Origin of the sequence: Kaustia mangrovi, from assembly GCF_015482775.1 — a bacterium.
Taxonomy (GTDB): Bacteria; Pseudomonadota; Alphaproteobacteria; order Rhizobiales; family Im1; genus Kaustia; species Kaustia mangrovi.
The window spans coordinates 1,239,153-1,263,965 of record NZ_CP058214.1 but is presented as its reverse complement, the minus strand read 5'-3'; the positions used below and the strand labels follow the sequence as shown (position 1 = coordinate 1,263,965).

Annotated in this window: 24 protein-coding genes; 13 read left to right on the top strand and 11 right to left on the bottom strand. The window is 67.6% G+C overall.

Going from position 1 to position 24,813, the window contains the following annotated elements:
• The first annotated feature begins 6 nt into the window (after positions 1–6).
• Complete coding sequence (locus HW532_RS05995; protein ID WP_246479573.1) at positions 7–450, top strand: cupin domain-containing protein; 444 nt, start codon at positions 7–9, stop codon at positions 448–450.
• Between the two features lie 25 nt (positions 451–475).
• Here HW532_RS05995 and HW532_RS05990 read toward each other — a convergent pair whose 3' ends face one another.
• The 4 genes from HW532_RS05990 to HW532_RS05975 all read right to left on the bottom strand — a co-directional run bounded on the left by HW532_RS05990 (position 476) and on the right by HW532_RS05975 (position 4,384).
• Positions 476–841 (bottom strand): hypothetical protein, encoded by a 366-nt coding sequence (locus HW532_RS05990; RefSeq protein ID WP_213163521.1) that lies wholly within the window; start codon positions 839–841, stop codon positions 476–478.
• Positions 838–2,145, bottom strand: coding sequence for a sulfite oxidase (locus tag HW532_RS05985; protein ID WP_213163520.1), 1,308 nt, complete (start codon positions 2,143–2,145; stop codon positions 838–840). The genes HW532_RS05990 and HW532_RS05985 overlap by 4 nt, the downstream gene beginning before the upstream one ends.
• Positions 2,146–2,324: 179 nt before the next feature.
• On the bottom strand, positions 2,325–3,053 hold the full coding sequence (phbB, locus tag HW532_RS05980) for an acetoacetyl-CoA reductase (RefSeq protein WP_213163519.1): 729 nt from the start codon (positions 3,051–3,053) through the stop codon (positions 2,325–2,327).
• Positions 3,054–3,196: 143 nt separating this feature from the next.
• Entirely contained in the window at positions 3,197–4,384 is a 1,188-nt protein-coding gene (locus tag HW532_RS05975) for an acetyl-CoA C-acetyltransferase (RefSeq protein ID WP_213163518.1), read from the bottom strand.
• A 296-nt stretch (positions 4,385–4,680) separates the two neighbouring features.
• On the opposite strand from HW532_RS05975, the gene phaR reads away from it, so the two are divergent.
• Both phaR and HW532_RS05965 read left to right on the top strand, forming a co-directional pair.
• Positions 4,681–5,307 carry a polyhydroxyalkanoate synthesis repressor PhaR gene (phaR, locus tag HW532_RS05970; RefSeq protein WP_213163517.1) on the top strand — a complete coding sequence of 209 codons (627 nt, stop codon included), beginning with the start codon at positions 4,681–4,683 and terminating at the stop codon, positions 5,305–5,307.
• Between the two features lie 94 nt (positions 5,308–5,401).
• Positions 5,402–5,974 (top strand): DUF1326 domain-containing protein, encoded by a 573-nt coding sequence (locus HW532_RS05965; RefSeq protein WP_213163516.1) that lies wholly within the window; start codon positions 5,402–5,404, stop codon positions 5,972–5,974.
• Between the two features lie 135 nt (positions 5,975–6,109).
• Here the strand turns inward: HW532_RS05965 and HW532_RS05960 are convergent, their stop codons facing one another.
• Together HW532_RS05960 and ggt are read right to left on the bottom strand one after the other, a co-directional pair.
• On the bottom strand, positions 6,110–8,035 hold the full coding sequence (locus HW532_RS05960) for a putative bifunctional diguanylate cyclase/phosphodiesterase (RefSeq protein WP_213163515.1): 1,926 nt from the start codon (positions 8,033–8,035) through the stop codon (positions 6,110–6,112).
• Positions 8,036–8,177: 142 nt separating this feature from the next.
• Complete coding sequence (gene ggt, locus HW532_RS05955; RefSeq protein WP_213163514.1) at positions 8,178–9,767, bottom strand: gamma-glutamyltransferase; 1,590 nt, start codon at positions 9,765–9,767, stop codon at positions 8,178–8,180.
• Positions 9,768–10,039: 272 nt separating this feature from the next.
• Between ggt and HW532_RS05950 the strand changes: the two genes are divergently transcribed.
• The 3 genes from HW532_RS05950 (at position 10,040) to HW532_RS05940 (ending at position 12,278) form a co-directional block, all read left to right on the top strand.
• Positions 10,040–10,471, top strand: coding sequence for a GlcG/HbpS family heme-binding protein (locus tag HW532_RS05950; RefSeq protein ID WP_213163513.1), 432 nt, complete (start codon positions 10,040–10,042; stop codon positions 10,469–10,471).
• 105 nt (positions 10,472–10,576) lie between these two features.
• Entirely contained in the window at positions 10,577–11,755 is a 1,179-nt protein-coding gene (locus HW532_RS05945) for a PQQ-dependent sugar dehydrogenase (RefSeq protein WP_213163512.1), read from the top strand.
• 88 nt (positions 11,756–11,843) lie between these two features.
• A complete protein-coding gene (locus HW532_RS05940; protein WP_213163511.1) occupies positions 11,844–12,278 on the top strand; it encodes a YkvA family protein in 435 nt (144 codons plus the stop codon).
• A gap of 59 nt (positions 12,279–12,337) precedes the next feature.
• Here the strand turns inward: HW532_RS05940 and HW532_RS05935 are convergent, their stop codons facing one another.
• On the bottom strand, positions 12,338–13,312 hold the full coding sequence (locus tag HW532_RS05935) for an NADPH:quinone oxidoreductase family protein (RefSeq protein ID WP_213163510.1): 975 nt from the start codon (positions 13,310–13,312) through the stop codon (positions 12,338–12,340).
• Positions 13,313–13,487: 175 nt separating this feature from the next.
• On the opposite strand from HW532_RS05935, the gene HW532_RS05930 reads away from it, so the two are divergent.
• From HW532_RS05930 to rlmN, 3 genes are all read left to right on the top strand, one after another.
• A complete protein-coding gene (locus tag HW532_RS05930) occupies positions 13,488–14,009 on the top strand; it encodes an RNA methyltransferase (protein WP_246479572.1) in 522 nt (173 codons plus the stop codon).
• Positions 14,010–14,312: 303 nt separating this feature from the next.
• Positions 14,313–14,834, top strand: coding sequence for an invasion associated locus B family protein (locus tag HW532_RS05925; RefSeq protein ID WP_213163508.1), 522 nt, complete (start codon positions 14,313–14,315; stop codon positions 14,832–14,834).
• Positions 14,835–14,974: 140 nt separating this feature from the next.
• Positions 14,975–16,219: a dual-specificity RNA methyltransferase RlmN gene (gene rlmN, locus HW532_RS05920; protein WP_213164443.1), complete on the top strand. Its 1,245-nt coding sequence runs from the start codon at positions 14,975–14,977 to the stop codon at positions 16,217–16,219.
• Positions 16,220–16,333: 114 nt separating this feature from the next.
• On the opposite strand, the gene typA is transcribed toward rlmN, so the two are convergent.
• On the bottom strand, positions 16,334–18,160 hold the full coding sequence (typA, locus tag HW532_RS05915) for a translational GTPase TypA (protein WP_213163507.1): 1,827 nt from the start codon (positions 18,158–18,160) through the stop codon (positions 16,334–16,336).
• 173 nt (positions 18,161–18,333) lie between these two features.
• Between typA and HW532_RS05910 the strand changes: the two genes are divergently transcribed.
• Positions 18,334–18,648: a MarR family winged helix-turn-helix transcriptional regulator gene (locus HW532_RS05910; protein WP_246479571.1), complete on the top strand. Its 315-nt coding sequence runs from the start codon at positions 18,334–18,336 to the stop codon at positions 18,646–18,648.
• A 188-nt stretch (positions 18,649–18,836) separates the two neighbouring features.
• Here HW532_RS05910 and HW532_RS05905 read toward each other — a convergent pair whose 3' ends face one another.
• Positions 18,837–20,051 carry an argininosuccinate synthase gene (locus HW532_RS05905; RefSeq protein ID WP_213163506.1) on the bottom strand — a complete coding sequence of 405 codons (1,215 nt, stop codon included), beginning with the start codon at positions 20,049–20,051 and terminating at the stop codon, positions 18,837–18,839.
• Positions 20,052–20,158: 107 nt separating this feature from the next.
• Between HW532_RS05905 and HW532_RS05900 the strand changes: the two genes are divergently transcribed.
• Positions 20,159–20,776, top strand: coding sequence for a 2-hydroxychromene-2-carboxylate isomerase (locus HW532_RS05900; protein ID WP_213163505.1), 618 nt, complete (start codon positions 20,159–20,161; stop codon positions 20,774–20,776).
• Positions 20,777–20,844: 68 nt separating this feature from the next.
• On the top strand, positions 20,845–21,090 hold the full coding sequence (locus tag HW532_RS05895; RefSeq protein ID WP_213163504.1) for a hypothetical protein: 246 nt from the start codon (positions 20,845–20,847) through the stop codon (positions 21,088–21,090).
• A gap of 74 nt (positions 21,091–21,164) precedes the next feature.
• Here HW532_RS05895 and betA read toward each other — a convergent pair whose 3' ends face one another.
• Complete coding sequence (gene betA / locus HW532_RS05890) at positions 21,165–22,826, bottom strand: choline dehydrogenase (protein WP_213163503.1); 1,662 nt, start codon at positions 22,824–22,826, stop codon at positions 21,165–21,167.
• 94 nt (positions 22,827–22,920) lie between these two features.
• Positions 22,921–23,514 (bottom strand): transcriptional regulator BetI, encoded by a 594-nt coding sequence (betI, locus tag HW532_RS05885; RefSeq protein ID WP_213163502.1) that lies wholly within the window; start codon positions 23,512–23,514, stop codon positions 22,921–22,923.
• 269 nt (positions 23,515–23,783) lie between these two features.
• Here betI and HW532_RS05880 point away from each other — a divergent pair, with 269 nt between their 5' ends.
• On the top strand, positions 23,784–24,743 hold the full coding sequence (locus HW532_RS05880) for a choline ABC transporter substrate-binding protein (RefSeq protein ID WP_213163501.1): 960 nt from the start codon (positions 23,784–23,786) through the stop codon (positions 24,741–24,743).
• The last annotated feature ends 70 nt before the right edge of the window (positions 24,744–24,813 follow it).

Genomic DNA, 24,813 nt, shown 5'->3' with positions numbered 1-24,813 from the left:
CGCGACATGCCGCATCACGGGGCCATGGCCGACGAGATCATCGCCCGGCTCGGGCTCGAGCCGCACCCGGAGGGCGGGTTCTTCCGCGAGACCTGGCGTGCCGAGGCCGAGGAGGGCGTCCGCGCGGCGGGCACGGCCATCTACTACCTCCTGCGCGAGGGCGAGCGAAGCCACTGGCACCGCGTCGACGCCGACGAGATGTGGCACTGGTATGCGGGCGCGCCGCTGCGCCTCGGCCTGTCGCATGACGGGGTCGGGGAGGAGGCCTTCACGCTCGGCCCCGACCTTGGCGGTGGCGAGCGGCCCCAGCATCTGGTGGCGGCGGGCGCATGGCAGAGCGCGCGCTCGCTCGGCGCATGGACGCTTGTGGGCTGCACGGTCACGCCCGCCTTCGAGTTCTCCGGCTTCGAGCTCGCCCCGCCCGGCTGGGCTCCGGGTCGCGGGCGCTGACTGGCACGGGGCCGAGCGGCCCCGGCTATTTCTGCGGCTGGAGGGGCTGGGGCCGCGTGCTCATCTGCGGTTCGCCGCGGTCGTCGGGGCCGAAATTCTCCGACAGATAATCGAGGAACTCCTCGCGCATCTCGCCCTCGAGCTCCGGCATGCCCTGTTCCTCCACCATCCAGTCGAACATCTCGTCCCACTGGCCGCGGGTCAGGCCCTGCTGCTTGACGATGGCGAGCGAATGGCAGGCCGAGCAGAAATAGCCGACATCCTCCCGTCCCGGCCCCTCCGGCCAGTCGGAGCCGAGCTCGTCGGCGCCCGCCGCGGCGGTGGAGACGAGAAGGGCCGCCACGGCAAGCAGCGGCCCTCCACGGGCAATCCGCCCCTTCAGTGTCCTCATGCCGGAACCGTCGCCGCAATCCGATGCAGGGAGTTGTTGAGATAACCCTTGGGGTTCCAGTTGATGGCGAAGGGCTGCTCATTGCCCTCGCTGTCGGTCGCGCGGGCCCAGACCTCGTAATAGCCGCGGCCGGGAACGGGGATTTCCGCATTCCAGGTCTGCCAGGCATAGGGGTTTACGGGGGCGCCGAGCTCGGCCTGCACCCAGGTCTTGCCGAAATCGGCGGTCACGTCGACGCGGCTGACGAAATTGTCGCCCGCCCAGGCATGGCCGCGAACGGCGAGCGCGCGGGTGTCGGCCGGCAGCTCCACGCCGCTCTGCGGCGAGGTGATGAGCGACTTCACCGGCATGGACTGGATGATCTTGAAGTCCTCCGTCGGCACCTTCGTGCCCGGCGCGACGTCGTATTCGGGAACCCGGTAGGAAGTGCCGGTCATCTTCGGCCCGTCATGGACCACGTCGCGCAGCTCGATCCGCTTCAGCCATTTCTGGCTGCACGAGCCCGGCCAGCCCGGAATGACGAGGCGCACCGGCGCGCCGTTCATCGGGTGGATCGGCCCGCCATTCTGCGCGAAGGCGATGAGGTTGTAGGGGCTCATCGCCTTCTCGATGGGCACGCCGCGCGAGATGGGCAGCTTGTCGGGATCGCCGGACAGATGCGTGTCCGCGCCGTAATGGGCGGTGTAGATGACACTGTCCTTCACGCCCGCCGCGCGCAGCACGTCGGCCAGCCTGACCCCCGTCCAACGGGAATTGGCGATGGCGCCGACCGTCCACTGGTTGCCCTTGGCCGGCGGGTTGAAGAAGGCACGTCCATTGCCGCCGCATTCGACCTGCAGCGCATAGGTCACGACGTCGAAGCGCGATTTCAGGTCGTCGATGGTCAGCGTGAGCGGCTCGTCGACGAGGCCGTCTATGGTGATCGTCCAGGTCGACGCATCGACCTCCTCCGGCGGAATGCCGTTATTGCGGATGAAGTGCCGGTCGGTCGGCGTGATGTCGGCATCGAGGAGATGCGCGGGCGTTTCCGCATTGACCGGCCGGTCGTTGAGCACCGTCAGCCCGTCCTTGCCCTCGATCTTGAAGTCCTGGAGCCCCTCCGCGAGCGCGGCCGGGATCAGGCCGGAGGGCATGTTGCGGTGAAACGGGATACCGGTTCCAAGCACCGCCGTCATGGCGGTGAGCCCCGCTCCCTTCAGGAAGCCCCGCCGGTCGGGATAGGGGATGCGCCCGAAGATCATGTAGTCGGCGCGTTCGGGATCCTTCGAATACAGCTCGAAAAAGCCACGTTCCTTGCGGGCCATGTCATTCCTCCCATGAGCCGTGCCGCTATTGCGTGACGGCGGCATCGCCCGGGATTGTGCAGCATGTCCGCGAGCAAGACAATCTCTACACGGCATGAGGGCGCAATGCCCCCTGCCGCGGAGAGGCTGTGCCGTGTCGATCCCGCGTGCCGCGCGGCGGTCCCGGCGGGTTTTGCCCGTCAGCCGTTGGCGATGTACTGGCCGCCATTCACGGTGAACACGGCGCCCGTCGTGAAGCCGCACTGCTCGCGTGCCAGATAAACCGTCATGTCGGCGATCTCGTCGGCCTTGCCGAGCCGTCCGACCGGAATGCCTGAGACGATGCCCTCCAGCACCTTCTCCGGCACGGCGGCCACCATGTCGGTGTCGATATAGCCGGGGCAGATGCAGTTCACCGTGATGCCCTTGCGGGCGTTCTCCTGGGCGAGCGCCTTGGTGAAACCGATGACGCCCGCCTTGGCGGCGGAATAGTTGGACTGGCCCATCTGGCCCTTCTGGCCGTTGATGGAGGAGATGTTGACGATCCGTCCGAAGCCGCGCTCGCGCATGCCCTCGATCAGGGGCCGGGTCATGTTGAACATGGAATCGAGATTGGTGCGGATCACCGCCGACCACTGGTCGTAGCTCATCTTGTGCAATGTCGCGTCGCGGGTGATGCCGGCATTGTTGACGAGCGTGTCGACGGGGCCGAGATCGGCCTCGACCCGGGCCACGCCGTCCGCGCAGGCCTCGTGGTCGGCGACATCCCACTTGAAGACATGGATGCCGGTCTCCGCCTTGAAGGCCTGCGCCTTCTCGTCATTGCCGTGATAGGTGGCGGCGACCGAGAACCCGTCCGCCTTCAGGCCCCGGGCGATGGCCGCTCCGATTCCGCGTGTTCCTCCGGTGACGATAGCCACTCTGGACATCTGCTTCTCCCTCTCCCCTGATCGTTGTCCTCGATCTCGAGACGTCCGGTGCGGCCCCGGGCGCCCATCCCTCCTGATGGCAGGAGCCGCACCGCCTGTCCTTGACAGGTGTCAATCTCGACCGGCCTCGATCTCGACCGTCGTCAATCGCGCGCGACGCAGAGCGCGATGCCCATGCCGCCGCCGATGCACAGCGTGGCGAGGCCCTTCTTGGCGTCGCGCCGCTTCATCTCGTAGAGCAGCGTGGTCAGGATCCGGGTGCCGGACGCGCCGATCGGATGGCCGATGGCGATGGCGCCGCCATTGACGTTCACGATCTCCGGGTTCCAGCCCATGTCCTTGTTGACCGCGCAGGCCTGGGCGGCGAAGGCCTCGTTGGCCTCCACGAGATCGAGGTCGTCGACGCTCCAGCCCGCCTTCTCCAGCGCCTTGCGCGAGGCCGGGATCGGGCCGGTCCCCATGACGGCCGGGTCCACGCCGACGGTCGCCCAGGCGGCGATCCGCCCGAGCGGCTCCACGCCGCGGCGCTCCGCCTCCTTGGCGCTCATCAGAACGGTCGCTCCCGCGCCGTCATTGATGCCGGAGGCGTTGCCGGCGGTCACCGTGCCGTCCTTGACGAAGGCCGGGCGGAGCTTCTGGAGGCTCTCCAGCGTGGCGCCGTGGCGGATATATTCGTCATCCTCCACCACGCGCTCGCCCTTGCGCTCCTTCACCGTGACCGGGACGATCTCGTCCTTCAGGCGGCCGGAGGTCTGGGCGGTCTCGGCCTTGTTCTGGGAACCGACCGCGAAGGTGTCCTGCATCTCGCGCGTGATCTGCCAGCGCTCGGCCACGTTCTCCGCCGTGTTGCCCATGTGGTAGCCGTTGAAGGCGCACCACAGGCCATCCTTGATCATGGTGTCGATCATGGAATAGTCGCCCATCTTGTGGCCCTTGCGCAGATTGGCGCAATGGGGCGACATGGACATGCTCTCCTGGCCGCCGGCGACCACGATGCCGGCATCGCCATTGGCGATCTGCTGCATGCCGAGCGCGACGGAGCGCAGGCCCGAACCGCAAACCTGGTTGACGAGCCAGGCCGGGCTCTTCTCCGGAATGCCCGCGGCAAGGGCGGCCTGCCGGCCCGGATTCTGGCCTTCTCCGGCGGTCAGAACCTGACCCATCACGACCTCGTCGACATCGCCCGCCTCGACGCCCGCACGCTCCAGCGCGCCGGTGATCGCCGTTGCGCCGAGATCGTGGGCGGGGACCGCCGCGAACGCTCCGTTGAAGCTGCCGACCGGCGTGCGTGCCGCCGAAACGATCATCACGGAGTCTTCGGAATTCGCCATCATTATCCTCCTCATGGTGCGGCGCATGGGGTGTGCCCGCCTCCCGGCGGGATGCATCGCTCAGGCGCCATTATTCAGGTCCGGGCCAGGCTTGTGCAAAGCATAAATCGTCGCGTGGACGAAAGCATAACAGCGCGAGAAAGCCCACCCGACGCCGCCCGGATCCGAAGCCGGGTGCGCTTTCCTGCCGTTTTTTGCGTCGCTTTTCTGCCTTGCACTTAATCATTCGCACCTGCGAGAATAAGAGGAATCGCACAACGGAACACGCAGGCAAGCGGTTCGGGAGGACAGTCGCCGTGAATGACGAAACGAATGCGGGCGAGCCCCTCGTCACGATCAAGAAATACGCCAATCGCCGCCTCTACAACACGGCGACGAGTTCGTATGTGACGCTCGACGATCTCGCGGAGATGGTCAAGCAGGGGACGGACTTCGAGGTGAAGGACGCCAAGTCGGGCGACGACATCACGCGCTCGGTGCTCACCCAGATCATCTTCGACGAGGAAAGCAAGAGCGGGCAGAACCTCCTGCCCATCCGGTTCCTGCGCCAGCTCATCCGGTTCTATGGCGACAACATGCAGGCCCTCGTCCCGCGCTATCTGGAGTTTTCCATCGAGCTTCTCACCCGCGAGCAGGAGAAGCTGCGCGCCCAGATCGAGCAGGCCTTCGGCGGCGACCCCTTCAAGGCGATGGAGGAGCAGACGCGGCAGAACATGGTGCTGTTCGAGAAGGCCATGTCGATGTTCAACCCCTTCGCGGCCACCGGCGACGACGAGCAGGGGATGCCGCAATCGTCCCAGCCGCGCGGCGGCCAGTCCGGCGCCGGCAAGGGCGAGAGCCAGGACGACCTGAAGTCCCTGCGCGAGCAGCTCGCCGCCATGCAGCAGCAGATCGACGCGCTCGCCGGCCGCAAAAAGGAGTAGACTGGTCGTCGGGACCTTTCTTCAAGGGGAGGACGACGATGATCGACTGGTCCATAGAGGCGGAAGCATTCGGCAACTGCAATTGCGACTACGGATGTCCCTGTCAGTTCGAGCAGCGCCCCAGCAGGGGGACTGCCGCGGCTTCGAGGTCGGGCATATCGTGCGCGGGCGGTTCGGGGACGTCCCCCTGGACGGGCTGTGCTACGCCCTGGTCTATGCCTGGCCCGGCGCGATCTACGAGGGCAATGGCGAGATGCAGGCCATTGTCGACGAGCGTGCCGACGGGCAGCAGCGCGAGGCGCTCACCACGGTGCTCCATGGCGGGGAGACCGAGGAGGCGCGGACCCATTGGTGGGTCTTCCACGCCATGTCGGGCACGGTCCATGAACCGTTGTTCAGGCCGATCGACTTCACCGTCGATATAGAGCGGCGCAGGGCTGACGTCACCATTCCGGGCGTCCTGACGTCCACCGGACGGCCGATCGTCAGCCCGGCCACCGGCGAGGAGCACCGGGTGCGCATCGATATTCCCGATGGCATTGAGTTCGAGCTCGCCGAGATCGGCCGTGCCAGCACGACCGCCGACGGTGCGATCTCGCTGGCGCTCGACGACAGCTACGGCCAGTTCAACATCCTGCGCCATTCCGGCACCGGCGTCGTGCATTAGATCAACCTGCACTCAGTTGGACTCGCCTGAGTGCAGAAAAGTTGATCGTTCTCAAAGTGCTAGGGCAACCGATCTGCGTCCGACTGGACGCAGGTTGCTCTAGGCACTGCCCGATCCTCGCCGGGCCGGTCCCGGTCAATCCCGGCGGGGCGGTTTCTCCGGCCCGCATGGGGCGTTGTCGTTGTCCCGGAGCGTGCCATCGGAAGGCCGGCCGGTGCGTCGCGAGAGGAGGCGGTTGAGGTCTGACAGCGCGGTCGAGATCGCGCTGTAGCCATCGCTGTTCGGGAAGGAGGCAGGCGGCGCGTCGGCCGTTGCGGTCTGCCAGGGCGCGCCCGTCTCCGCCTTGCCGAACAGGTAGCCCTGCAGCAGATCGATCCCCCAGCCCTTGAGCAGCTCGGCATCCTCCGGGGTTTCGACCCACTCCGCGACGGTTCTCAGCCCGAAGCTGCCGGCAAGGCCGATCAGGCTGCGCATGAAGATCTGGTTCGCGGCGTTGCCGTGCAGGTTCTTGCTGAAGGAGCCATCGAGCTTGACGATGTCGACATTCAGCTCCTTCAGATTGCGGAAGGAGGAATAGCCGGCGCCGAAATCGTCGACCGCGACGGCGCAGCCGAGCTCGCGGAGCTGGGCGATGAAGCGTGCCGTGTCCTCCAGGTCGTAAAGCGCCGTCGTCTCGGTGACCTCGACCACGAGACGGTCGGCGATGTCGACATTGTCGCGCACGCGCTCCACGAAGCTTGCGAACCAGCGCGGATCGGTCGCCGTGACGCCCGAGATATTGGCGGACAGGCGGATCGCCGGATAGCGTTTCAGGGTTTCCAGGACCATGTCGAGCACGCGCAGGTCGATCAGCCGGATGAGCCCGAGCTCCTCCGCGACGGGCACGATGTCGGAGGCCGGCGCCAGCTCGTCGGGCGAGCGGGCGAGGCGCAGCAGCGCCTCGTACATGACGGGCCGGCCCGTCTGCGCGTCGATGATCGGCTGATAGGCGAGGACCAGGCGGTCCTCCTTCAGCGCGGCGAGAATCTCGCTTGCGGCATGCATGTTGCGGCTGCGTCTGCGCGAGCGTTCCTCGGACGGACGGTAGGCCACGAAGCAGTCGCCCGGATGGCGCCGGGCCTCGGTGAGCGCCTCCTCCGCCCGGCCTATGGCGTCTCTCATCGTGTCGCCATAGCGCGGCAGGGCGACGCCGCCGATGGATATGGTGGACCAGACCGGCCCGTGACCCGTCTCCACCACCGTGTCGCGCACGGAGGCGAGGAAACGCTCAGCGGCGACGGCCATCTCGTCGTCGCGGCAATTGTCGAGGACGAGGCCGAACCGGTTTCCCGCGAAGCGCCCGATGACGTCGCCCGTCCGCATGATCGCCTCCAGGCGCGCGCACACCGTGGTGATCACCGTGTCGGCGATATCGAAGCCATAGGCCTCGTTCACCGTGTCGAGATTGTCGATGGTCACGAGCAGAAGCGCGCAGGAGGTGCCCGCGCGCTGGGCCCGGGACAGCGTGTCCTCGAGCGCTTCTGCGAGGCGGTTGCTGTTCAGGAGGCCCGTCAGGGGATCGTAGGTGGACAGATAGCGAAGCTGCTCCTCGCGCTCGCGCCGCTCGCTGACATTCCGGATCATGCCGAAGACCTCGGCAGGGCGCCCGTCGGATCCGGCGAACCACCGTCCGGCATCCTCCACCCAGACGGCATCGGGTGTGGCGCGCCCGCGCGGGCGCAGGCGGTATTCCACCTGGAACGGCACGCCCGCGCCGTGGTCGATCCTGTCGCCGGCCATCACCGCGTCGTAGCGCGTGTCCGTGCTGTCGGCGTCGAGGAGGCTCGCATAGCCGCGGCCGGTGGCGATGAGCGAGGGATCGGCATCGGCCAGGACGTCGGCCACATTGTCGCTCCACACGATCCGGTCGCTGCCGACCGACCAGCGATAGGCGACCCCGCCGGCGGCGATCACCGCCTGGCGGACACTGAGCTCCCCGTCGTCGGCGCGCGCGTGTCCGGCGTCGCCGCGCGCGCTGCCATCGCGGATACCGTGCGCATTCGAAGCTCGATCCTTGACCAAGGCTGCCGTCCCCCCTGTGGTCCGGCCGGGGCGTCCCTCATGCTCCGCGGCCAGGCCGAGTGTCCGTGACCGCGACACCATAGGAGGCATTGGTTAACGACCTCTACCCCATGCAACCTATGGGTGGCCGCGGTTGTGGCAGTCAGTAGCCGAGCGCCTGGCCGTCCTTGCGGGGGTCGGAGCCGCCGACGAGCGTTCCCCGGGCCCGGTCGATGGCGATGGCCTGGCCGCCGCCAAGCGGGGCATCGGCGGCCTTGACCGTGTGGCCCATGGCGGCCAGCGCCTCGCGCGTCGCGGCCGGAACCCCGTCCTCCAGAATGAGGGCGCCGTCGTCGTGGAAGGACCGCGGGAAGTCGAGCGCCTCCTGGACGTCCATGCCATAGACGAGCGTGTTGAGCGCCACATGGACGTGGCCCATCGGCTGATACTGCCCGCCCATCACGCCATAGGAGAGGATGACGCGGCCGTCGCGGCGCACGAGGGCGGGAATGATGGTGTGCATGGGGCGCTTGCCGGGCCCGATGCAGTTCGGGTGGGCGGGATCGGTGACGAAGCCGCAGCCGCGGTTCTGGAGCGCGATGCCCGTCCTGGGCGTCACGATGCCGGAGCCGAAGCCGGCGAAGACGGAGTTGATGAAGGAGACGGCCGTGCGGTCCTTGTCGACCACGGTGAGATAGATCGTGTCGGTGCCGGTCGGCGCGAGCTCCAGAGGGTTGGCCGGCATGGTCCGGGCGAGATCGATCTCGCCGGCGAGGCGGTCGGCTGTTTCCGCCGACAGCAGCGCCTCCACCGGCACGTCGGCATGGTCGGGATCGGCCACATAGCGGTTGCGCAGCATATAGGCGCGGCGCATGGCCTCCGTCTGCAGGTGGTAGCGCTCCGGGCTGTCGGGGGCGAAGCGCGCCATGTCGAACCGTTCCAGCACGTTGAGGCCGATCAGCGCGGTGATGCCGTGGCCGTTCGGCGGGATCTCGTCGACGGCGTGGTCGGCGAAGCCGGTCGCGATGGGCGTGACATAGCTCGCGGCCGTGCGCGCGAAATCCTCCATGGTGAGGCGGCCGCCGCGCGCGGCGAGAAGGGTGACGATCTCCTCCGCGATCGCGCCCTCGTAGAAGGCGTCCCGGCCATCGCGGGCTATCGTTTCCAGCGTGCGGGAAAGGGCGGGGAAGTGCATGATCTCGCCGGCCTGCGGGGCGCGGCCGTCGAGGAGCAGGTGCTGGCGCGCACCCTCGTCGCCATCGATCTTGTCGACGAGGCCCGCCCAGTCGCGGGCGACGCGCGGCGTGACGGCGAACCCGTCCCGGGCAAGGGCGATGGCCGGGCCGAGCGCGTCGGCCAGGCCGATCGTGCCGTGGTCGCGCAGGAGAACGTCCCAGGCATCGATCGCGCCGGGCACGGTGACCGCGTGGGGGCTGTCGGAGGGGATGCCGCCCTCGAGCCCCGCGCCGGCGAGCCAGTCCCGGTCGGCGGCCATGGCGGCGCGGCCCGAGCCGTTGAGGCCGGTCACGCTGCCGTCGGCGCGGCCGATCAGGCAGAAGCAGTCCCCGCCAATGCCGGTCATGTGCGGTTCCACCACGCACAGGACGGCGGAGGCCGTGATGGCGGCGTCGATGGCGTTGCCGCCACGGCGCAGCACGTCGATGGCGGCGAGGGTGGCGAGCGGCGTGGAGGCGGCGGCCATGCCGTTCACGCCATGGGCCGTCGACCGGCCGGGCAGCTGGAAATTGCGCAACGGGCTTCTCCGTTCGGATCATGCGTCGTCCGGACCGGCGGGTCCGGACGCGCTCGGGGATAGTCGGTCCCAAAGTGTCGGAACAGTCCGCCTGCGTCCAGCCGGTCGCGGCGACCGAAAGGGCAGGGGCGCTGTCCATAGGGCGGGAAGGCACTTTGACGGGCGATAGCCTCGGCCGCCATGTGGCCCACGTCAAGCGCCCATTCCGGACGACGGTATGGCAGGCGCTGGCGCCTCAACCCCGCATCTCAAGCTTCGAGGAGGTTCCCTACATGTCCAGCCTGAAACTGGCCAAGGCCAATGCCATCGTCCGCGGTGCCTTCAAGCGCGCCGGCGAGCTCGGACTGAAGCCGATCGCGGTCGCCGTCCTCGATGCCGGCGGCCATCTGAAGGCCTTCCAGGCCCAAGACGGCACGAGCTTCCTGCGGCCCGGCGTCGCCCACGGCAAGGCCTATGGCGCGATTGCGCTCGGCCAGGGGTCGCGCGGGCTCAACGATGCGGCGCTGGAGCGGCCCCATTTCGTCCAGGCGCTCAACGGGCTGACCGGCGGGGCGCTGGTGCCGGTGCCGGGCGGCGTGCTGATCCGCGACGGACGCGGCAACCTCGTCGGCGCGGTCGGTATCAGCGGCGATGCCTCCGACAATGACGAGGCCTGCGCCGTCGCCGGCGTGGAGGCGGCGGGCTACACCGCGCAGACGGACTGACGGCCCGGAGCCCTCTCACCCTCTCGCCTCTTGCCTGCATGTCCGGCGGTCCCAAATGACACTATGGGCGCGCCGCGTGGCGCGAAACCTGGAGGAGGCAGGCCCATGCGCCGATGGCCGATTGTTCTGGGAGGGGGGCTTGCCGCGGTCCTGGCCGTCGTGGCCGGCCTCTATGCCGCGCTGCCGGTGAACGTTCCCATTGTGGGCCTTGCCATGGCACGCCTCGGGCTCGGCACGGACCGTGCCATGGATGGCCGGCTCCGGCTGCCGGAGGGGTTTGTCGTCAACCGCTATGCCTCCGACCTCGGCGGGGCGCGGCTCATGCAGCTCACGCCGGACGGCGATATCATCGTGTCGACCTTCCGCGACGGCGGGATCGTGCTGGTGCGCCGGGATGGCGATGGCGACGGGCGGTCCGACGGGGCGGTGACGCTTGCGGAGGATCTCGACCGGCCGCATGGCCTGTGGCTCGAGGACGACGGCACGACGCTCTATGTGGCCGAGGAGGGCCGTGTCGTGCGCTACCGGTATGATGGGCCGGACGGCGGGCTTGAGGATCGCACGGTCGTGCTCGACGGCCTGCCGGAGGGCGGCGGCCATTCCTCGCGCACCGTCAAGAAGGGGCCGGATGGCTGGTTCTACGTCTCCATAGGGTCGAGCTGCAATGTGTGCGTGGAGGAGGAGCCCTGGCGCGCGGCCATCCTCCGCTTCCGGCCGGGCGAGGGGGAGCCGGAGATCTTCGCGACGGGCCTGCGCAACACGGTGGGGTTCGACTGGCAGCCGGGAACGGGCGCTCTTTACGGGGTCGACAACGGGCGCGACTGGCTCGGCGACGATTTCCCGCCCGACGAGCTTAACCGCATCGAGAAGGGCGGCTTCTACGGCTGGCCGTTCTTCAATGGCGACAATGTGAAGGATCCGGACACGACAGACGGCGCGGTCCTGTCGGATGTGGAGCCCCTGCCGCCGGTTCACGGCTTCGCCGCCCATGTCGCCGCGCTGAGCATCCGCTTCCTGCGCCATCCGCAGGCGCCGGGCTACGCCAATGCCGCGCTTGTCGGCCAGCACGGCTCCTGGAACCGCTCCACCAAGATCGGTTATCGCGTCGTCTCCCTCCATTGGGGCGAGGACGGGACGATCACGCAGAAACCGTTCCTCGACGGCTTCCTTCGCGATGGCGATGTTGCGGGCCGCCCGGTCGACGTGATCGAGGCTCCCGACGGCACGATCTATGTGTCCGACGACTATGCCGGCGCGATCTATCGCGTGCGCTACGAGGGGTGACCGGGCCCGGCCCGCCCTTGCGTCCGCGGGGTCCTGCCGCCATATCATTTCCGGAAGGCCTGTCGTTCGGGCCCCGCAAGGAGAGGATATGACGAGGAACGACGGCGCTGTGGGCGAGGCGCCCGATTTCGGGTCTCCCGAGATCGCGCTGCCCGCGGTGATGACGGCGAACGAGAAGCGTGTGCGCGGCGGCTTCTGGCGCAAGCTCGCCCGCGTCTTCGGTACGATCCCCTTCGCGGAGGAGGCGGTCGCGGCCTATTATTGCGCGTTCGATCCGGCGACGCCGACGCGCGTGAAGGCCATTCTCCTCGCCGCGCTTGCCTATTTCGTCGTGCCGTTCGACGTCCTGCCCGATTTCATCATGGGCCTCGGCTTCACCGATGACGCCACTGTGCTCATGACGGCCCTCGGCCTGATCCACGCCCATATGACGCCGGCCCATCGCGCCCGCGCCCGCGAGACCCTCGACCGCATGCGCGAGGGCGAGCGCCCGGACGGGGCGGAGACCGGCGAGACCGCCTGAGGCCATGGGCTCCCGGCCCGGCGCACAGGGCGCCAGGCCCGGGGTTCAAGACCCAAGACCTATGGCGTGATCACCACCTTGCCCTTGACCTCGCGCCGGGCGATGGCCTGAAGGGCGTCTGGCGTTTCCTCCAGCGGATAGCTGTGGTGGATATGGGGCCGGATGCGGCCCTTGGCGCACCAGTCGACCAGCGTTTCCATGTTGGCGCGGTGGGTCTCCGGCTCGTTGGCGATGAAGGCCCCCCAGAAGACGCCGACCAGCTCGCAGCCCTTCAGCAGCACGAGATTGAGCGGAATGCGCGGAATGCCGCCCGCCGCGAAGCCGACGACGAGGAAGCGCCCGCGCCAACCCGTGGCGCGCAGGGCGGCTTCGGAGAGGTCGCCGCCGACCGGGTCGTAGACGATGTCCACGCCCTGGCCATCGGTCAGTGCCTTCAGCCGCTCCTTCAGGTCCTCCTCGCTGTAGTTCACCGTCTCGTCGGCGCCCAGCGAGCGGCAGAAGTCGAGCTTGTCGGCGGACGAGGCGCAGGCGATCACGCGTGCGCCCATGACCTTGCCGATCTCGATGGCCGCCTGGCCCGTGCCGCCGGCCGCGCCCAGCACGGCAAGTGTCTCGCCGGGCTGGAGGTCGGCGCGGTCCTTGAGCGCGTGTAGCGTGGTGCCATAGGTGACCGACAGGGTTGCCGCGGCGGCGTCGGACACGCTGTCGGGCAGGCGGACCACCGCATCGGCGCGGGTCTTGACCTCCTCGCGCGCGCCGCCCCAGCCGAGATAGGCCATGACGCGGTCGCCCGGCGCGATGCCGTCGACATCCGGGCCGACGGAGGAGACGACGCCGGCGACCTCCGCGCCCGGCGAGAAGGGCAGCTCGGGCTTGAACTGGTACTTGTTCTCGATGATCAGCGCGTCGAAGAAGTTCAGCGAGGCGGCCCGGACGCGGATCACGACCTCGCCCGCGCCGGCCTCCGCCGCCGGCACATCCTCCACCACCAGCGTGTCCGGTGGCCCGTAGCTCTTGCACAGAACGGCCTTCATGCGACCTCCCCGTTGTTCGACGGCCTGTTGTCTCCAGCGTTGGAGCTTTACCCGAAATGGCGTCCGCGACCAAGGCGGCGAATACCGGCCGGCGACGGCCTGCGCTTGCGGACAGGGCCGCGCAGCGGCTATAGCGGAGCCGCAGGATCGGTTTGCCTTATCGGGAGACAGAAGTGTGCGCGGATATTTCGGCATCGGTGTGGAGCGGCTGAGCAAGCCGATGAATCTCGGAAACCTCATGCGGTCGGCGCATGCCTTCGGCGCGAGCTTCTTCTTCACCATCGACGCGGCGTTCACCGTGCGCGAGACGCGCTCCGACACCTCCAAGTCGCCCGAGCACCTGCCGAATTATGCCTGGGACAGCGTTTCGCAGATGGCCCTGCCGCGCGGCTGCCGGCTCGTCGGCATCGAGCTCATGGACGAGGCGGTGGCGCTGCCGAGCTTCCGGCATCCCGCGAGGGCGGCCTATGTCCTGGGGCCGGAGCGGGGATCGCTGTCGCCGGAGCTTGTGGACCGGTGCGATTTCGTGGTGCAGATTCCCACGTCATTCTGCATAAATGTCGCGATGGCCGGCGCGATTGTCATGTATGACAGGGTGCGCAGCCTCGGACGGTACGCGCCGCGCCCGGTGAAGGCCGGCGGACCGGTGGAGGCCCTTCCCGAACACCGGCATGGCGGGCCGCGGCTGAGAGGATGACGGGCGCACAGGAATTGTTCATGAATCGCCTGCCATAATCGGTCAGGGATTCTTCGTTAGCTTGAAGCATGAGGGAAAATTCCCCTATAAGTTGAGTTTGCCGCCGGTTCGATGACGTAGGGTTGATTTCCGCTGTTCGTCCGGCTAGGGCTGTTGTCACATCACCGCCGGGGCGGGCCGTTCCATCCTTAAGGATGCGGGCCGGCTGCCCCGACCGAGAGGCCGATCACCGTCCACCCGCCCGGACGACCTCGCCGGGTACGGACTGATCTCAGGGATGCTTGCCGAAGGAGCACGCTGCTGATGACCACACGCAGAACGCTCGTTACGCTGACGATCGCCGCCATTGCGGCTTTCATCTTGTCGCCCGACCTGGCGCGGGCCCAGGAACCGCAATTGCTCGGCGAGTACGAGGATTGGGCCGCCTATACCTACGACTCCGACAAGGGGAAGGTGTGCTACATCGTGTCCCAGCCGAAGGACTCCGAGCCGAAGGATGTCCGCCGGGACCCGATCTTCATGCTGATCACGCACCGCCCGGGGGAGAAGGTGCACAACGAGGTGTCGACGATCATCGGCTATCCCTTCAAGAAGGGATCGACGGCCAGCGCGACCATCGGCGGATCGACCTTCCAGATGTTCACCAGCGGCGACGGCGCCTGGCTCGATTCCAAGGCGAAGGACAGCGAGATGGTCAATGCCATGAAGCGTGGCATCGATCTCGTGATCAAGGGCACCTCGTGGCGCGGCACGGTGACGACGGACAAATATTCCCTGCGCGGCGTGACCGCGGCCATGGGCAAGATCGACCAGGAATGCCCGTAAGGGCCCGTGCGGCTGGCTGACGGGCCTTGACAGACGGCCCGGTACGCGCGACCTGATCGCAGGCAATATGGTATGGTGCGCCGAACCGTCGGCGCGGAAGGAGGCACGTGCCGCCCCGGAGGCGGCGCGTGCATGGCTTTATGGCAATCACGCTCGACATATCCCGGCAGAATGCCGGCCCCGCGGCCCCGGCCGTTCCCGGCAGCGATACGGCGCCGGCCGAGACCGGCGCTGCCGGTCTTGCGCCCATTGTCGGGCTCTCGCGCGCCGAGCTCGCGGCCGCACTGTCCGGGCTCGGCATTCCCGAGCGCCAGATCCGCATGCGCACGGCCCAGCTCTGGCGCTGGATCTACAATCGCGGCGCGCGCTCCTTCGACGAGATGAGCGATATCTCCAGGACGCTGAGGGACCGCTTGTCGGACGCCTTCACGCTGGAGCGCCCGGAGATCGTCTCGGAGCAGATCTCCGAGGACGGCACGCGCAAATGGCTCCTCAGGCTCGCGCCGTCGGGCCCCTTCGGCCAGCGCCACGAGGTCGAGGCCGTCTACATCCCGGAGGAGGATCGCGGCACGCTGTGCGTCTCCAGCCAGGTGGGCTGCACCCTGTCGTGCACCTTCTGCCATACGGGCACGCAGACGCTGGTGCGCAATCTGACCGCCGGCGAGATCGTCGCCCAGCTTCTCGTCGCCCGCGACCGGCTCGGCGAGTGGCCGGACGCGCTGGCCGCCAACCCCAATCCGCCGCTGGCCGGGCGCTATGTCACCAATATCGTGCTCATGGGCATGGGCGAGCCGCTCTACAATTTCGACAATGTGAAGACGGCGATGGAGATCGTCTCCGACAATGAGGGCCTGTCGCTCTCGCGCCGCCGCATCACGCTGTCGACGTCGGGCGTGGTGCCGACGATCGCGCGCGCCGGCGAGGAAATCGGCGTGATGCTCGCCATCTCGCTCCATGCCACGACGGACGAGGTCCGCGACAGGCTCGTGCCGCTCAACAGGAAATATCCGATCGCGGAGCTTCTGGAGGCCTGCCGGGCCTATCCGGGCCTGTCGAATGCGCGCCGCATCACCTTCGAGTATGTGATGCTGAAGGATGTGAACGACAGCGTCGCCGATGCCCGGCGGCTGGTCCAGCTGCTCAGGGGCATTCCCGCCAAGATCAACCTGATCCCGTTCAATCCCTGGCCCGGAAGCCCCTATGAGTGCTCCGACTGGGATCAGATCGAGCGCTTCGCGGAGATCGTCAACCGGGCGGGCTATGCAAGCCCGATCCGCACTCCGCGCGGACGAGACATCATGGCGGCCTGCGGCCAGCTCAAGTCGGAGTCGGAGCGCCTGCGCGCCGCCGAACGCCGCGCGCTCGAGCGGAACGTCGAACGCTGAATCCCATTTTTTCGTCATTCCCGCGAAAGCAGGAATCCATTGCGGCATCAGAGATATGGATCCCCGCTTTTGCGGGGATGACGGGTGCTGAATACCTGAGGGACTCGAGCCGCCTCACACCTCCGCTTCGGCCTTGCGTCGCTCGGCGCGCTTGCGCTCATGCGGGTCGAGGATGGCCTTGCGCAGGCGGATGGAGGAGGGGGTGACCTCGACCACCTCGTCGTCGGCGATGAAGGAGAGCGCGCGCTCCAGCGTCATCAGGACCGGCGGGGTGAGGGTCACGGCCTCGTCCTTGCCGGAGGCGCGCATATTGGTGAGCTTCTTGCCCTTGAGCACATTCACTTCCAGATCGTTGCCGCGCGTGTGCTCGCCCACGACCATGCCGGCATAGACACGCGTGCCGGGCTCGATGAACATCGGCCCGCGATCTTCCAGGTTCCACAGCGCATAGGCGACCGCGTCGCCTTCGCTCATGGAGATCAGCACGCCGGTATGGCGCGCGGGAATGTCGCCGACATGCGGCGCATAGGCGTGGAAGACGCGGTTCATGATGCCGGTGCCGCGCGTGTCCGACAGGAGCTCGCCGTGATAGCCGATGAGGCCGCGCGTCGGCGCGTGGAAGACGAGGCGCTGGCGCCCGGAGCCGGACGGCTTCATCTCCAGGAGCGTGCCGCGCCGCTCCGACAGCTTCTGCACGATCGTGCCGGAATATTCGTCGTCGACATCGATGGTGACCTCTTCCACCGGCTCCATGAGCTGGCCGGTCTCCTCGTCGCGACGCATGACGACGCGCGGGCGGCCGACGGTGAGCTCGAAGCCCTCGCGGCGCATGGTCTCGATCAGGATGGCGAGTTGCAGTTCGCCGCGGCCGGAGACCTCGAAGGCGTCCGCGTCGCTCGTGGTGCCGATCCTGAGCGCCACATTGCCCTCCGCCTCGCGCAACAGGCGCTCGCGGATGACGCGGCTCTGCACCTTGTCGCCCTCCTGTCCGGCGAGCGGGCCGTCATTGATGCGGAAGGTCATGGACAGCGTCGGCGGGTCGATGGGCTGCGCCGGGATCGGCGTCTCGACGTCCGGCGCGCACAGGGTGTCGGCCACCGTCGCCGTCTTGAGGCCGGCGATGGAGACGATGTCGCCCGTCTCGCCATACTCGATGGGCTGGCGCTCGAGGCCGCGGAAGGCGAGGACCTTCGCGATGCGGCCCTGCTCGACGACACGGCCGTCGCGGTTGAGTGCCTTGATCGCCATGTTCGGAACGGCCCGGCCGGACTTGATCCGCCCGGTGAGGATGCGGCCGAGATAGGCGTCCGCCTCGATGGTGGTGGCGAGCATCTGGAAGGGGCCGGGCTCGACCGTCGGCGCCGGCACCCGCTCCAGCACCAGATCGAAGAGCGGCGCCATGGTGTCGCGCGGGCCCGCCGGATCGGTCGCCATCCAGCCTTCCTTGGCGGAGCCGTAGAGGATCGGGAAATCGAGCTGCTCGTCATTGGCGCCGAGCGCCACGAACAGGTCGAACACCTCGTCGATCACCGCCTCGTGGCGCTCGTCGGGCTTGTCGATCTTGTTGATGGCCACGATGGGCTTCAACCCGATCTTGAGGGCCTTGCCGACGACGAACTTCGTCTGCGGCATCGGCCCCTCGGCGGCGTCGACCAGAAGGACCGCGCCGTCGACCATGTTGAGGATGCGCTCCACCTCGCCGCCGAAATCGGCGTGACCCGGCGTGTCGACGATATTGATGCGCGTGTCCTTCCAGACCACGGAAGTCGCCTTGGCGAGAATGGTGATGCCGCGCTCGCGCTCCAGATCGTTGGAGTCCATGGCGCGCTCGGCAACCTTCTGATTGGTCCTGAACGCGCCGGACTCCGCCAGGAGACGGTCGATCAGGGTCGTCTTGCCGTGATCGACATGCGCGATGATCGCTATGTTGCGAAGATTCATGAATTACGCTCGGGTTTGGTGCGGAAAGCCATCCGACGGCTCATGCCGCGCTCGTCATTGTCGCGCGCACTATAGCCATCGCGTGTTGCAGTGCAACGATCATCGCTCGTCGCTTGAAGCGAGAGCTCAACAAGCCATATGGTAAGGGAACCGTATTTTTCAAAATTCCGCTTATGTCGAACCAGTCCTTCGAGAGTATCGGCTTCCTGACCGTCGACGTCTCGCGCCTCCTGCGCAGGCGTTTCGAATATGCGCTCGCGACGGCCGGCCTCGGCCTGACGGCGGGGGAAGCACGCACGCTTGCCTATGCCGATCACTATGGCGGGGTGCGCCAGGCCGTGCTGGCCGACAAGATGGGCATCGAGCCGATGACGCTTGTCGGGTTCCTCGACCGGCTGGAGGCCCGGGGCCTCGTCGCGCGAGAGCCCGATCCGGGGACCGGCGCGCCAAGCTGGTCCGCCCGACGCGAGAGGCGGAAGACATCCTGAAACGCATCCGCGAGATCGGCCGCCAGGTGCGGACCATGGCGACGCGAGGGTTCAGCGACCGGGAGGTGGAGGATTTCCGCCGCGCACTGAAGGCGGTCCGGGGCAATCTTTCCCGGGGCGGGGCGGATAACGGCCCCGTGTAAGGGCGGGACGGGAGCAGATCCGGTGTCCGCCCCCGTCGTTACGCCCTATCCGCGGCGGTCGCGCGCGGCGAGCGTGCGCAGCCTGAGGGCATTCAGCTTGATGAAGCCCGCGGCGTCCTTCTGGTCGTAGGCGCCGGCATCGTCCTCGAAGGTGACGAGCTCCTCCGAATAGAGCGATTGCGGGCTCTCGCGGCCGACGACGATGACGTTGCCCTTGTAGAGCTTGAGGCGCACCGTGCCCTCGACATGGCTCTGGGACTTGTCGATGGCCGCCTGAAGCATCTCGCGCTCCGGCGAGAACCAGAAACCGTAATAGATGAGCTCCGCATAGCGCGGCATGAGCTCGTCCTTGAGGTGTGCCGCGCCACGGTCGAGCGTGATGGACTCCATGGCACGGTGTGCGGCGAGCAGAATGGTGCCGCCCGGTGTCTCGTAGATGCCGCGCGACTTCATGCCGACAAAGCGGTTCTCCACCAGATCGAGCCGGCCGATCCCGTTGTCGTGGCCGAGCTGGTTGAGGCGCGCGAGGATCGTCGCCGGCGACAGCGCCTCGCCGTCGATCGACACCGCGTCGCCCTTCTTAAAGCCGATCTCCACGATCGTCGGCTCGTCGGGCGCGTCCTCCGGCGCGACGGTGCGCTGGAACACGTAGTCGGGCGGCTCGACCCAAGGATCCTCCAGAACCTTGCCCTCAGAGGAGGAGTGCAGCAGGTTCGCATCGATGGAGAAGGGCGCCTCGCCGCGTTTGTCCTTCGGCACCGGGATCTGGTGCTTCTCCGCGAAGTCGATCAGGTCGGTGCGGGACTTGAACTCCCAGTCGCGCCACGGCGCGATGATCTTGATGTCGGGGTTGAGCGCATAGGCGGCGAGCTCGAAGCGCACCTGGTCGTTGCCCTTGCCGGTCGCGCCGTGGGCGACGGCGTCGGCCCCGGTCTCCTTCGCGATCTCGATCAGCCGCTTGGCGATCAGCGGGCGCGCGATGGAGGTGCCGAGCAGGTAGACTCCCTCATAGACCGCATTGGCGCGGAACATGGGGAACACGAAGTCGCGGACGAATTCCTCGCGCAGATCCTCCACATAGATCTCGCGGCAGCCGAGCAGCTCCGCCTTCTTGCGGGCCGGCTCGAGCTCCTCGCCCTGGCCGAGATCTGCGGTGAAGGTGACCACCTCGCAGCCATAGGCCGTCTGCAGCCATTTGAGAATGATCGAGGTGTCGAGACCGCCCGAATAGGCGAGCACGACTTTCTTGACGTCCGACATCGAAGCCTCTTCGCGACTTGGGGAAAATGTGAAACCTTGCCTGCGCAAGGCTTATAGAACGCGGCGCAAGGCGCGGCAATGGGGAGCGAGCGCCAAGGGAGGACGCCATGGCGAGGCCCGTCATCGATTTCTGGTATGAGTTCGCGTCGACCTATTCCTATCCGGCCGCGATGATCGTGGACGATCTGGCCGCGGCGGCGGGTGTCGCGGTGCGCTGGCGGCCCTTCCTGCTCGGGCCTCTCTTCAAGGCGCAGGGGTGGGACACCTCGCCCTTCAACATCTATCCCGCCAAGGGCGACTATATGTGGCGCGACATGGCGCGGATCTGCGCGGCGCGCGGGCTCGCTCTCAGGCGGCCCGATCCCTTTCCCCAGAACAGCCTGCTGGCGGCCCGCGTGGCGCTGACCTCCGCCGTGACGCCCATGCGCGCGGCCTACAGCCGGGCCGTCTACGAGGCCGAATTCGGCCGTGGCGAGCCGATCGGCGAGCCGGAGACCCTCGTGGACGTGCTGGCGGGGCTTGGGCTGGAGGCCGATGCGGTCCTGGCGGAGGCGCAGTCCGACGAGGGCAAGATGTGTCTCAGGGAGGCGACGGACGAGGCGCGCGGGCTCGGCATCTTCGGCGCGCCGAGCATGGTGACCGCCGATGGCGAGCTGTTCTGGGGGCATGACCGGCTCGAGGAAGCACTTGCCTGGGCGTGCAGGGGCGGGCATGATATCCTCTGACGTGTGGCTCAGGGGGCTGGGCTCCAGGTCGCGAGGCAAGACCGGGGATATACCGGGGGGAGGATATCATGACAGTGCGGATCGCCGCGCCGTTCGGCGCGTTGCTTTGCGTGGCGGCCATCCTGGCCGCTGCAGGGGGAAGCGTGCAGGCTGCCGACTGCAGCGGGCTCGACAAGACGGCCTGCGAGCGCCGGGCGGAATGCACCTATGTGGACAGCTATACGCGCAAGGACGGCACGAAGGTCTCCGCCCATTGCAGGAGCAAGCCCAAGAGCTCTCAGTCGCTCCGGCCGAAGGACAAGACGTCGTCCTAGGCACCAGCGCCAGATCGGCGGACCTTCAATCGGAACCGATTAAAGGTCCGGGCGCTGATCGGGTCCAAGTTGCCCTAGCGCTGGCTGTCGCGCCAGCGCGGGCTGATCCAGGGCTGCTGGTTGGACGCCTGAAGCGGTGTGCGGCCGAGGACGTGGTCGGCGCCCTTCTCGCCGATAAGGAGGGAGGGCCCGTTCAGGTTGCCATTGGTGATGCGCGGGATGATCGAGCTGTCGATGACGCGCAGGCCCTCCACGCCGATCACGCGGCATTCCGGGTCGACGACCGCCATGGGATCGTCGCTCGCGCCCATGCGGCAGGTGCCGCAGGGGTGGTAGGCGCTCTCCACCTCCGCGGAGATGAAGGCGTCGATCTCCTCGTCCGACCGCACATCGGGCCCGGGCGCGATCTCCCTGCCGGACAGGCCCTCGAAGGCCTCCTGGCCGAAGATTTCGCGCGTCAGGCGGATGCAGCTTCGGAAATCCTCCCAATCCTGCGGATCCGACATGTAGTTGAAACGGATGGCGGGGGCCACGTCCGGTTCGCCTGAGCGCAGGCGGACCGTGCCGCGCGAGGTCGACCGCATAGGCCCCACATGGGCCTGGAAGCCGTGTGCCTTGACCGGCGAGGTGCCGTCGTAGCGGATCGCCACGGGCAGGAAGTGGTACTGGATGTCGGGATAGCGCACGCCGGCGCGCGAGCGGATGAAGGCGGCGGATTCGAAGTGGTTGGTCGCCCCGTGCCCGCGCTTGAGGAGCAGCCATTCGAGCCCGATGCGCGCCTTCGAGACCAGGTTGAGCTCGCTGTAGAGGGTGATCGGCTTGAGGCACTCCATCTGGAGGTAGATCTCCAGATGGTCCTGCAGGTTGGCGCCGACGCCCGGAAGATGGTGGACGGGCGCGATGCCGTGCCGCTTCAGATGCTCCCCGTCGCCCACGCCCGACAGCATGAGGAGCTTCGGCGAATTGATCGCGGAGGCCGACAGGATGACCTCTCGGCCAGCCAGAACCTTGTGCGTCTTGCCCCCGTGCACATATTCGACGCCGATGGCGCGCCGGCCCTCGAACAGGATGCGGCGCACCATCGCGCGCGACCGGAGGCGCACATTGGAGCGCCTCAGCGCGGGGCGGAGATAGGCATTGGCCGCCGACCAGCGCCGGCCCTTCCACACCGTCATCTCCATGGCGCCGAAGCCTTCCTGCTTGGCGCCGTTATAGTCCTCCGTCACCTCGTAGCCCGCCTGCCTGCCGGCCTCCACGAAGGCGTGGAACAGCGGATTGTCGCGCCGGCCGCGGGTGACGTGCATGGGCCCGTCCATGCCGCGCCAGCCCGGCTCGCCGCCATGGGAGGTCTCCATGCGCTTGAAATAGGGCAGCACGTGGCGGAAGCCCCAGCCTGCCGCGCCCATTTCCTCCCAGCCGTCATAGTCGAGCGCGTGGCCGCGCACATAGACCATGCCGTTGATCGAGGACGACCCGCCGATCACCTTGCCGCGCGGACAGGCGAGCCGGCGCCCGCCGAGATGGGGTTCCGGCTCCGACCAGTAGCCCCAGTCGTAGGTCTTCATGTTCATCGGATAGGAGAGCGCGGCCGGCATCTGGATCAGCGGCCCCCAGTCGGTGCCGCCATATTCGAGAACCAGCACGGAATGCCGACCGTCCTGCGACAAGCGGTCGGCGAGCACGCAGCCGGCCGAGCCGGCGCCGATGACGATGAAATCGTAAGTCTGTTCGCTCATCTCAAGCCTTGTCTATCCGGCACGTTTTCACCGTTCCGCCGAGGCGACGGCGGGGACGAGGGCGCACGGGCGAGAGACCGGTCCCCACACCGCCTCACGCCTCCACGCGGGCCTTCACGGCGAGCTGGGCATCGACATAGTCGCGGGCCATCTGGCGGGGATGGGCCGGATCGACCCCGCCCTTCAGCGCATATTGCAGCCACAGCCCGTCGATCATGGCGGCGGTGCCTTCCGCGACGCGCTCCGCCTCGCGCCGCCCGAGAAGCGGCAGGAGGGCCGATGTCAGGTTCGAATGCAGCCGGCGCGCATAGATCCGCAGGATCCGCGTGAGGCGGTCGGAATGGCGCGCGGAGCCGTAGAGCGCAAGCCAGGCGGTCATCACCTCCTCGGAGAACTGGTCGCAGGAGAAGCTCGCATCGATGATGGCATAGGCCCGCTCGCGCGGCGTGTGCGCCCGGGCAAGCCGTGCGACCGCCTGGCGGCGCAGATCCTCCAGCAGCGAGCGCATGGCGGCGAACAGGAGGTCGTTCTTGCCGTCGAAATAGTGGTGGACGATGCCAGCCGACACGCCGGCCTTGCGGGCGATGCGCGCGACCGTCGCATCGGCCAGGCCGTATTCGTGGATCGCGGAGATTGCGGCATCGATGAGCTGGCGACGGCGGATCGGCGCCATTCCCACTTTCGGCATGGATTCTGACCCTCCTCAAGCCTGCCCCAAGTCCTACATTGAAATTGATTGGTTGTTCAATTAAAAAAGATGCGTATCATCGTCGCGTATCGATCGGTTGCGGAGCCGCCGGACGCCCGGATGCGCCTCGCGAGGTGCCAGGCCGGCCCTCATGGCGAACCCGGGCGCCGGAGGGGATCGCGCGAACAGGGTGAGGGCGGACACCGCCGGGATGCGGACCGTCCGGCCGGTCGATCCGGACATGCTGGAGCAAGGGAGGTCTTCGACTCATGCCAACTCGTATCGCAACGGCCCTGGGCGCGCTCGCCATGGGGCTTGGGCTCACCGCCGGCGCAGCGGCGCTCGGCGCGGCCGAAGCGCCGGCCCAGTGCAAGACCGTGCGGTTCTCCGATGTCGGCTGGACCGACATCACCGCGACCACGGCGGCCGCGTCGGCGGTGCTCGACGCCCTCGGCTACGAGCCGAAGGTGGAGATCCTGTCGGTGCCGGTCACCTATACCAGCCTCAAGAACAAGGATATCGACGTCTTTCTCGGCAACTGGATGCCGACCATGGAAGGCGATATCCGGCCCTATCTGGACGACGGATCGGTGGAGGTCGTCGGCGTCAACCTGAAGGGCGCGAAATACACGCTCGCCGTGCCGGCCTACACCTATGAGGAGGGCCTTCAGAGCTTCGCCGATATCGCGCAGTTCAGGGATGATCTCGGCGGCAAGATCTACGGTATCGAGCCGGGCAATGACGGCAACCGGCTGATCCTCGACATGATCGAGAACGACACCTTCGGGCTCGGCGGCTTCGAGCTCGTGGAATCCTCCGAGCAGGGCATGCTGTCCCAGGTCGCCCGCGCGACGAAGCGCCAGGAGGACATCGTGTTTCTCGGCTGGGAGCCCCATCCGATGAACGCCAATTTCGACCTCAAATACCTGAATGGCGGCGATGACGTCTTCGGGCCCGACTATGGCGGCGCGACCGTCTACACCAATGTGCGCGCGGGCTACACCAAGGAGTGCCCGAATGTCGGCAAGCTCCTGGAGAACATGACGTTCACGCTGGCCATGGAGAACGAGATCATGGGCGCGATCCTGGATGAGGGCAAGAAGCCGCGCGCGGCGGCCGAAGCCTGGCTCAAGGCGCATCCGGATGTGCTCGACGCGTGGCTGAAGGACGTCACCGCGGCCGATGGCGGCGACGGCCGTGCCGCGGTGAAGGACGCGCTGGGGTCGTGACGCGACACGCCCTCCCCGCATCCCGGCAGGGGGCGCGGGGAGGGGCGGTGCCGCCGTGTATAATGGTGGC

Bases quoted from the DNA above. Each gene is read 5' to 3' on its own strand.
- HW532_RS05995 (WP_246479573.1), top strand. From the start codon at position 7: ATGCCGCATCACGGGGCCATGGCCGACGAGATCATCGCCCGGCTCGGG.
- HW532_RS05990 (WP_213163521.1), bottom strand. From the start codon at position 841: ATGAGGACACTGAAGGGGCGGATTGCCCGTGGAGGGCCGCTGCTTGCC.
- HW532_RS05985 (WP_213163520.1), bottom strand. From the start codon at position 2,145: ATGGCCCGCAAGGAACGTGGCTTTTTCGAGCTGTATTCGAAGGATCCC.
- phbB (WP_213163519.1), bottom strand. From the start codon at position 3,053: ATGTCCAGAGTGGCTATCGTCACCGGAGGAACACGCGGAATCGGAGCG.
- HW532_RS05975 (WP_213163518.1), bottom strand. From the start codon at position 4,384: ATGGCGAATTCCGAAGACTCCGTGATGATCGTTTCGGCGGCACGCACG.
- HW532_RS05965 (WP_213163516.1), top strand. From the start codon at position 5,402: ATGTCCCTGTCAGTTCGAGCAGCGCCCCAGCAGGGGGACTGCCGCGGC.
- HW532_RS05950 (WP_213163513.1), top strand. From the start codon at position 10,040: ATGTCCAGCCTGAAACTGGCCAAGGCCAATGCCATCGTCCGCGGTGCC.
- HW532_RS05945 (WP_213163512.1), top strand. From the start codon at position 10,577: ATGCGCCGATGGCCGATTGTTCTGGGAGGGGGGCTTGCCGCGGTCCTG.
- HW532_RS05940 (WP_213163511.1), top strand. From the start codon at position 11,844: ATGACGAGGAACGACGGCGCTGTGGGCGAGGCGCCCGATTTCGGGTCT.
- HW532_RS05935 (WP_213163510.1), bottom strand. From the start codon at position 13,312: ATGAAGGCCGTTCTGTGCAAGAGCTACGGGCCACCGGACACGCTGGTG.
- HW532_RS05925 (WP_213163508.1), top strand. From the start codon at position 14,313: ATGACCACACGCAGAACGCTCGTTACGCTGACGATCGCCGCCATTGCG.
- rlmN (WP_213164443.1), top strand. From the start codon at position 14,975: ATGGCAATCACGCTCGACATATCCCGGCAGAATGCCGGCCCCGCGGCC.
- typA (WP_213163507.1), bottom strand. From the start codon at position 18,160: ATGAATCTTCGCAACATAGCGATCATCGCGCATGTCGATCACGGCAAG.
- HW532_RS05910 (WP_246479571.1), top strand. From the start codon at position 18,334: ATGTCGAACCAGTCCTTCGAGAGTATCGGCTTCCTGACCGTCGACGTC.
- HW532_RS05905 (WP_213163506.1), bottom strand. From the start codon at position 20,051: ATGTCGGACGTCAAGAAAGTCGTGCTCGCCTATTCGGGCGGTCTCGAC.
- HW532_RS05900 (WP_213163505.1), top strand. From the start codon at position 20,159: ATGGCGAGGCCCGTCATCGATTTCTGGTATGAGTTCGCGTCGACCTAT.
- HW532_RS05895 (WP_213163504.1), top strand. From the start codon at position 20,845: ATGACAGTGCGGATCGCCGCGCCGTTCGGCGCGTTGCTTTGCGTGGCG.
- betA (WP_213163503.1), bottom strand. From the start codon at position 22,826: ATGAGCGAACAGACTTACGATTTCATCGTCATCGGCGCCGGCTCGGCC.
- betI (WP_213163502.1), bottom strand. From the start codon at position 23,514: ATGCCGAAAGTGGGAATGGCGCCGATCCGCCGTCGCCAGCTCATCGAT.
- HW532_RS05880 (WP_213163501.1), top strand. From the start codon at position 23,784: ATGCCAACTCGTATCGCAACGGCCCTGGGCGCGCTCGCCATGGGGCTT.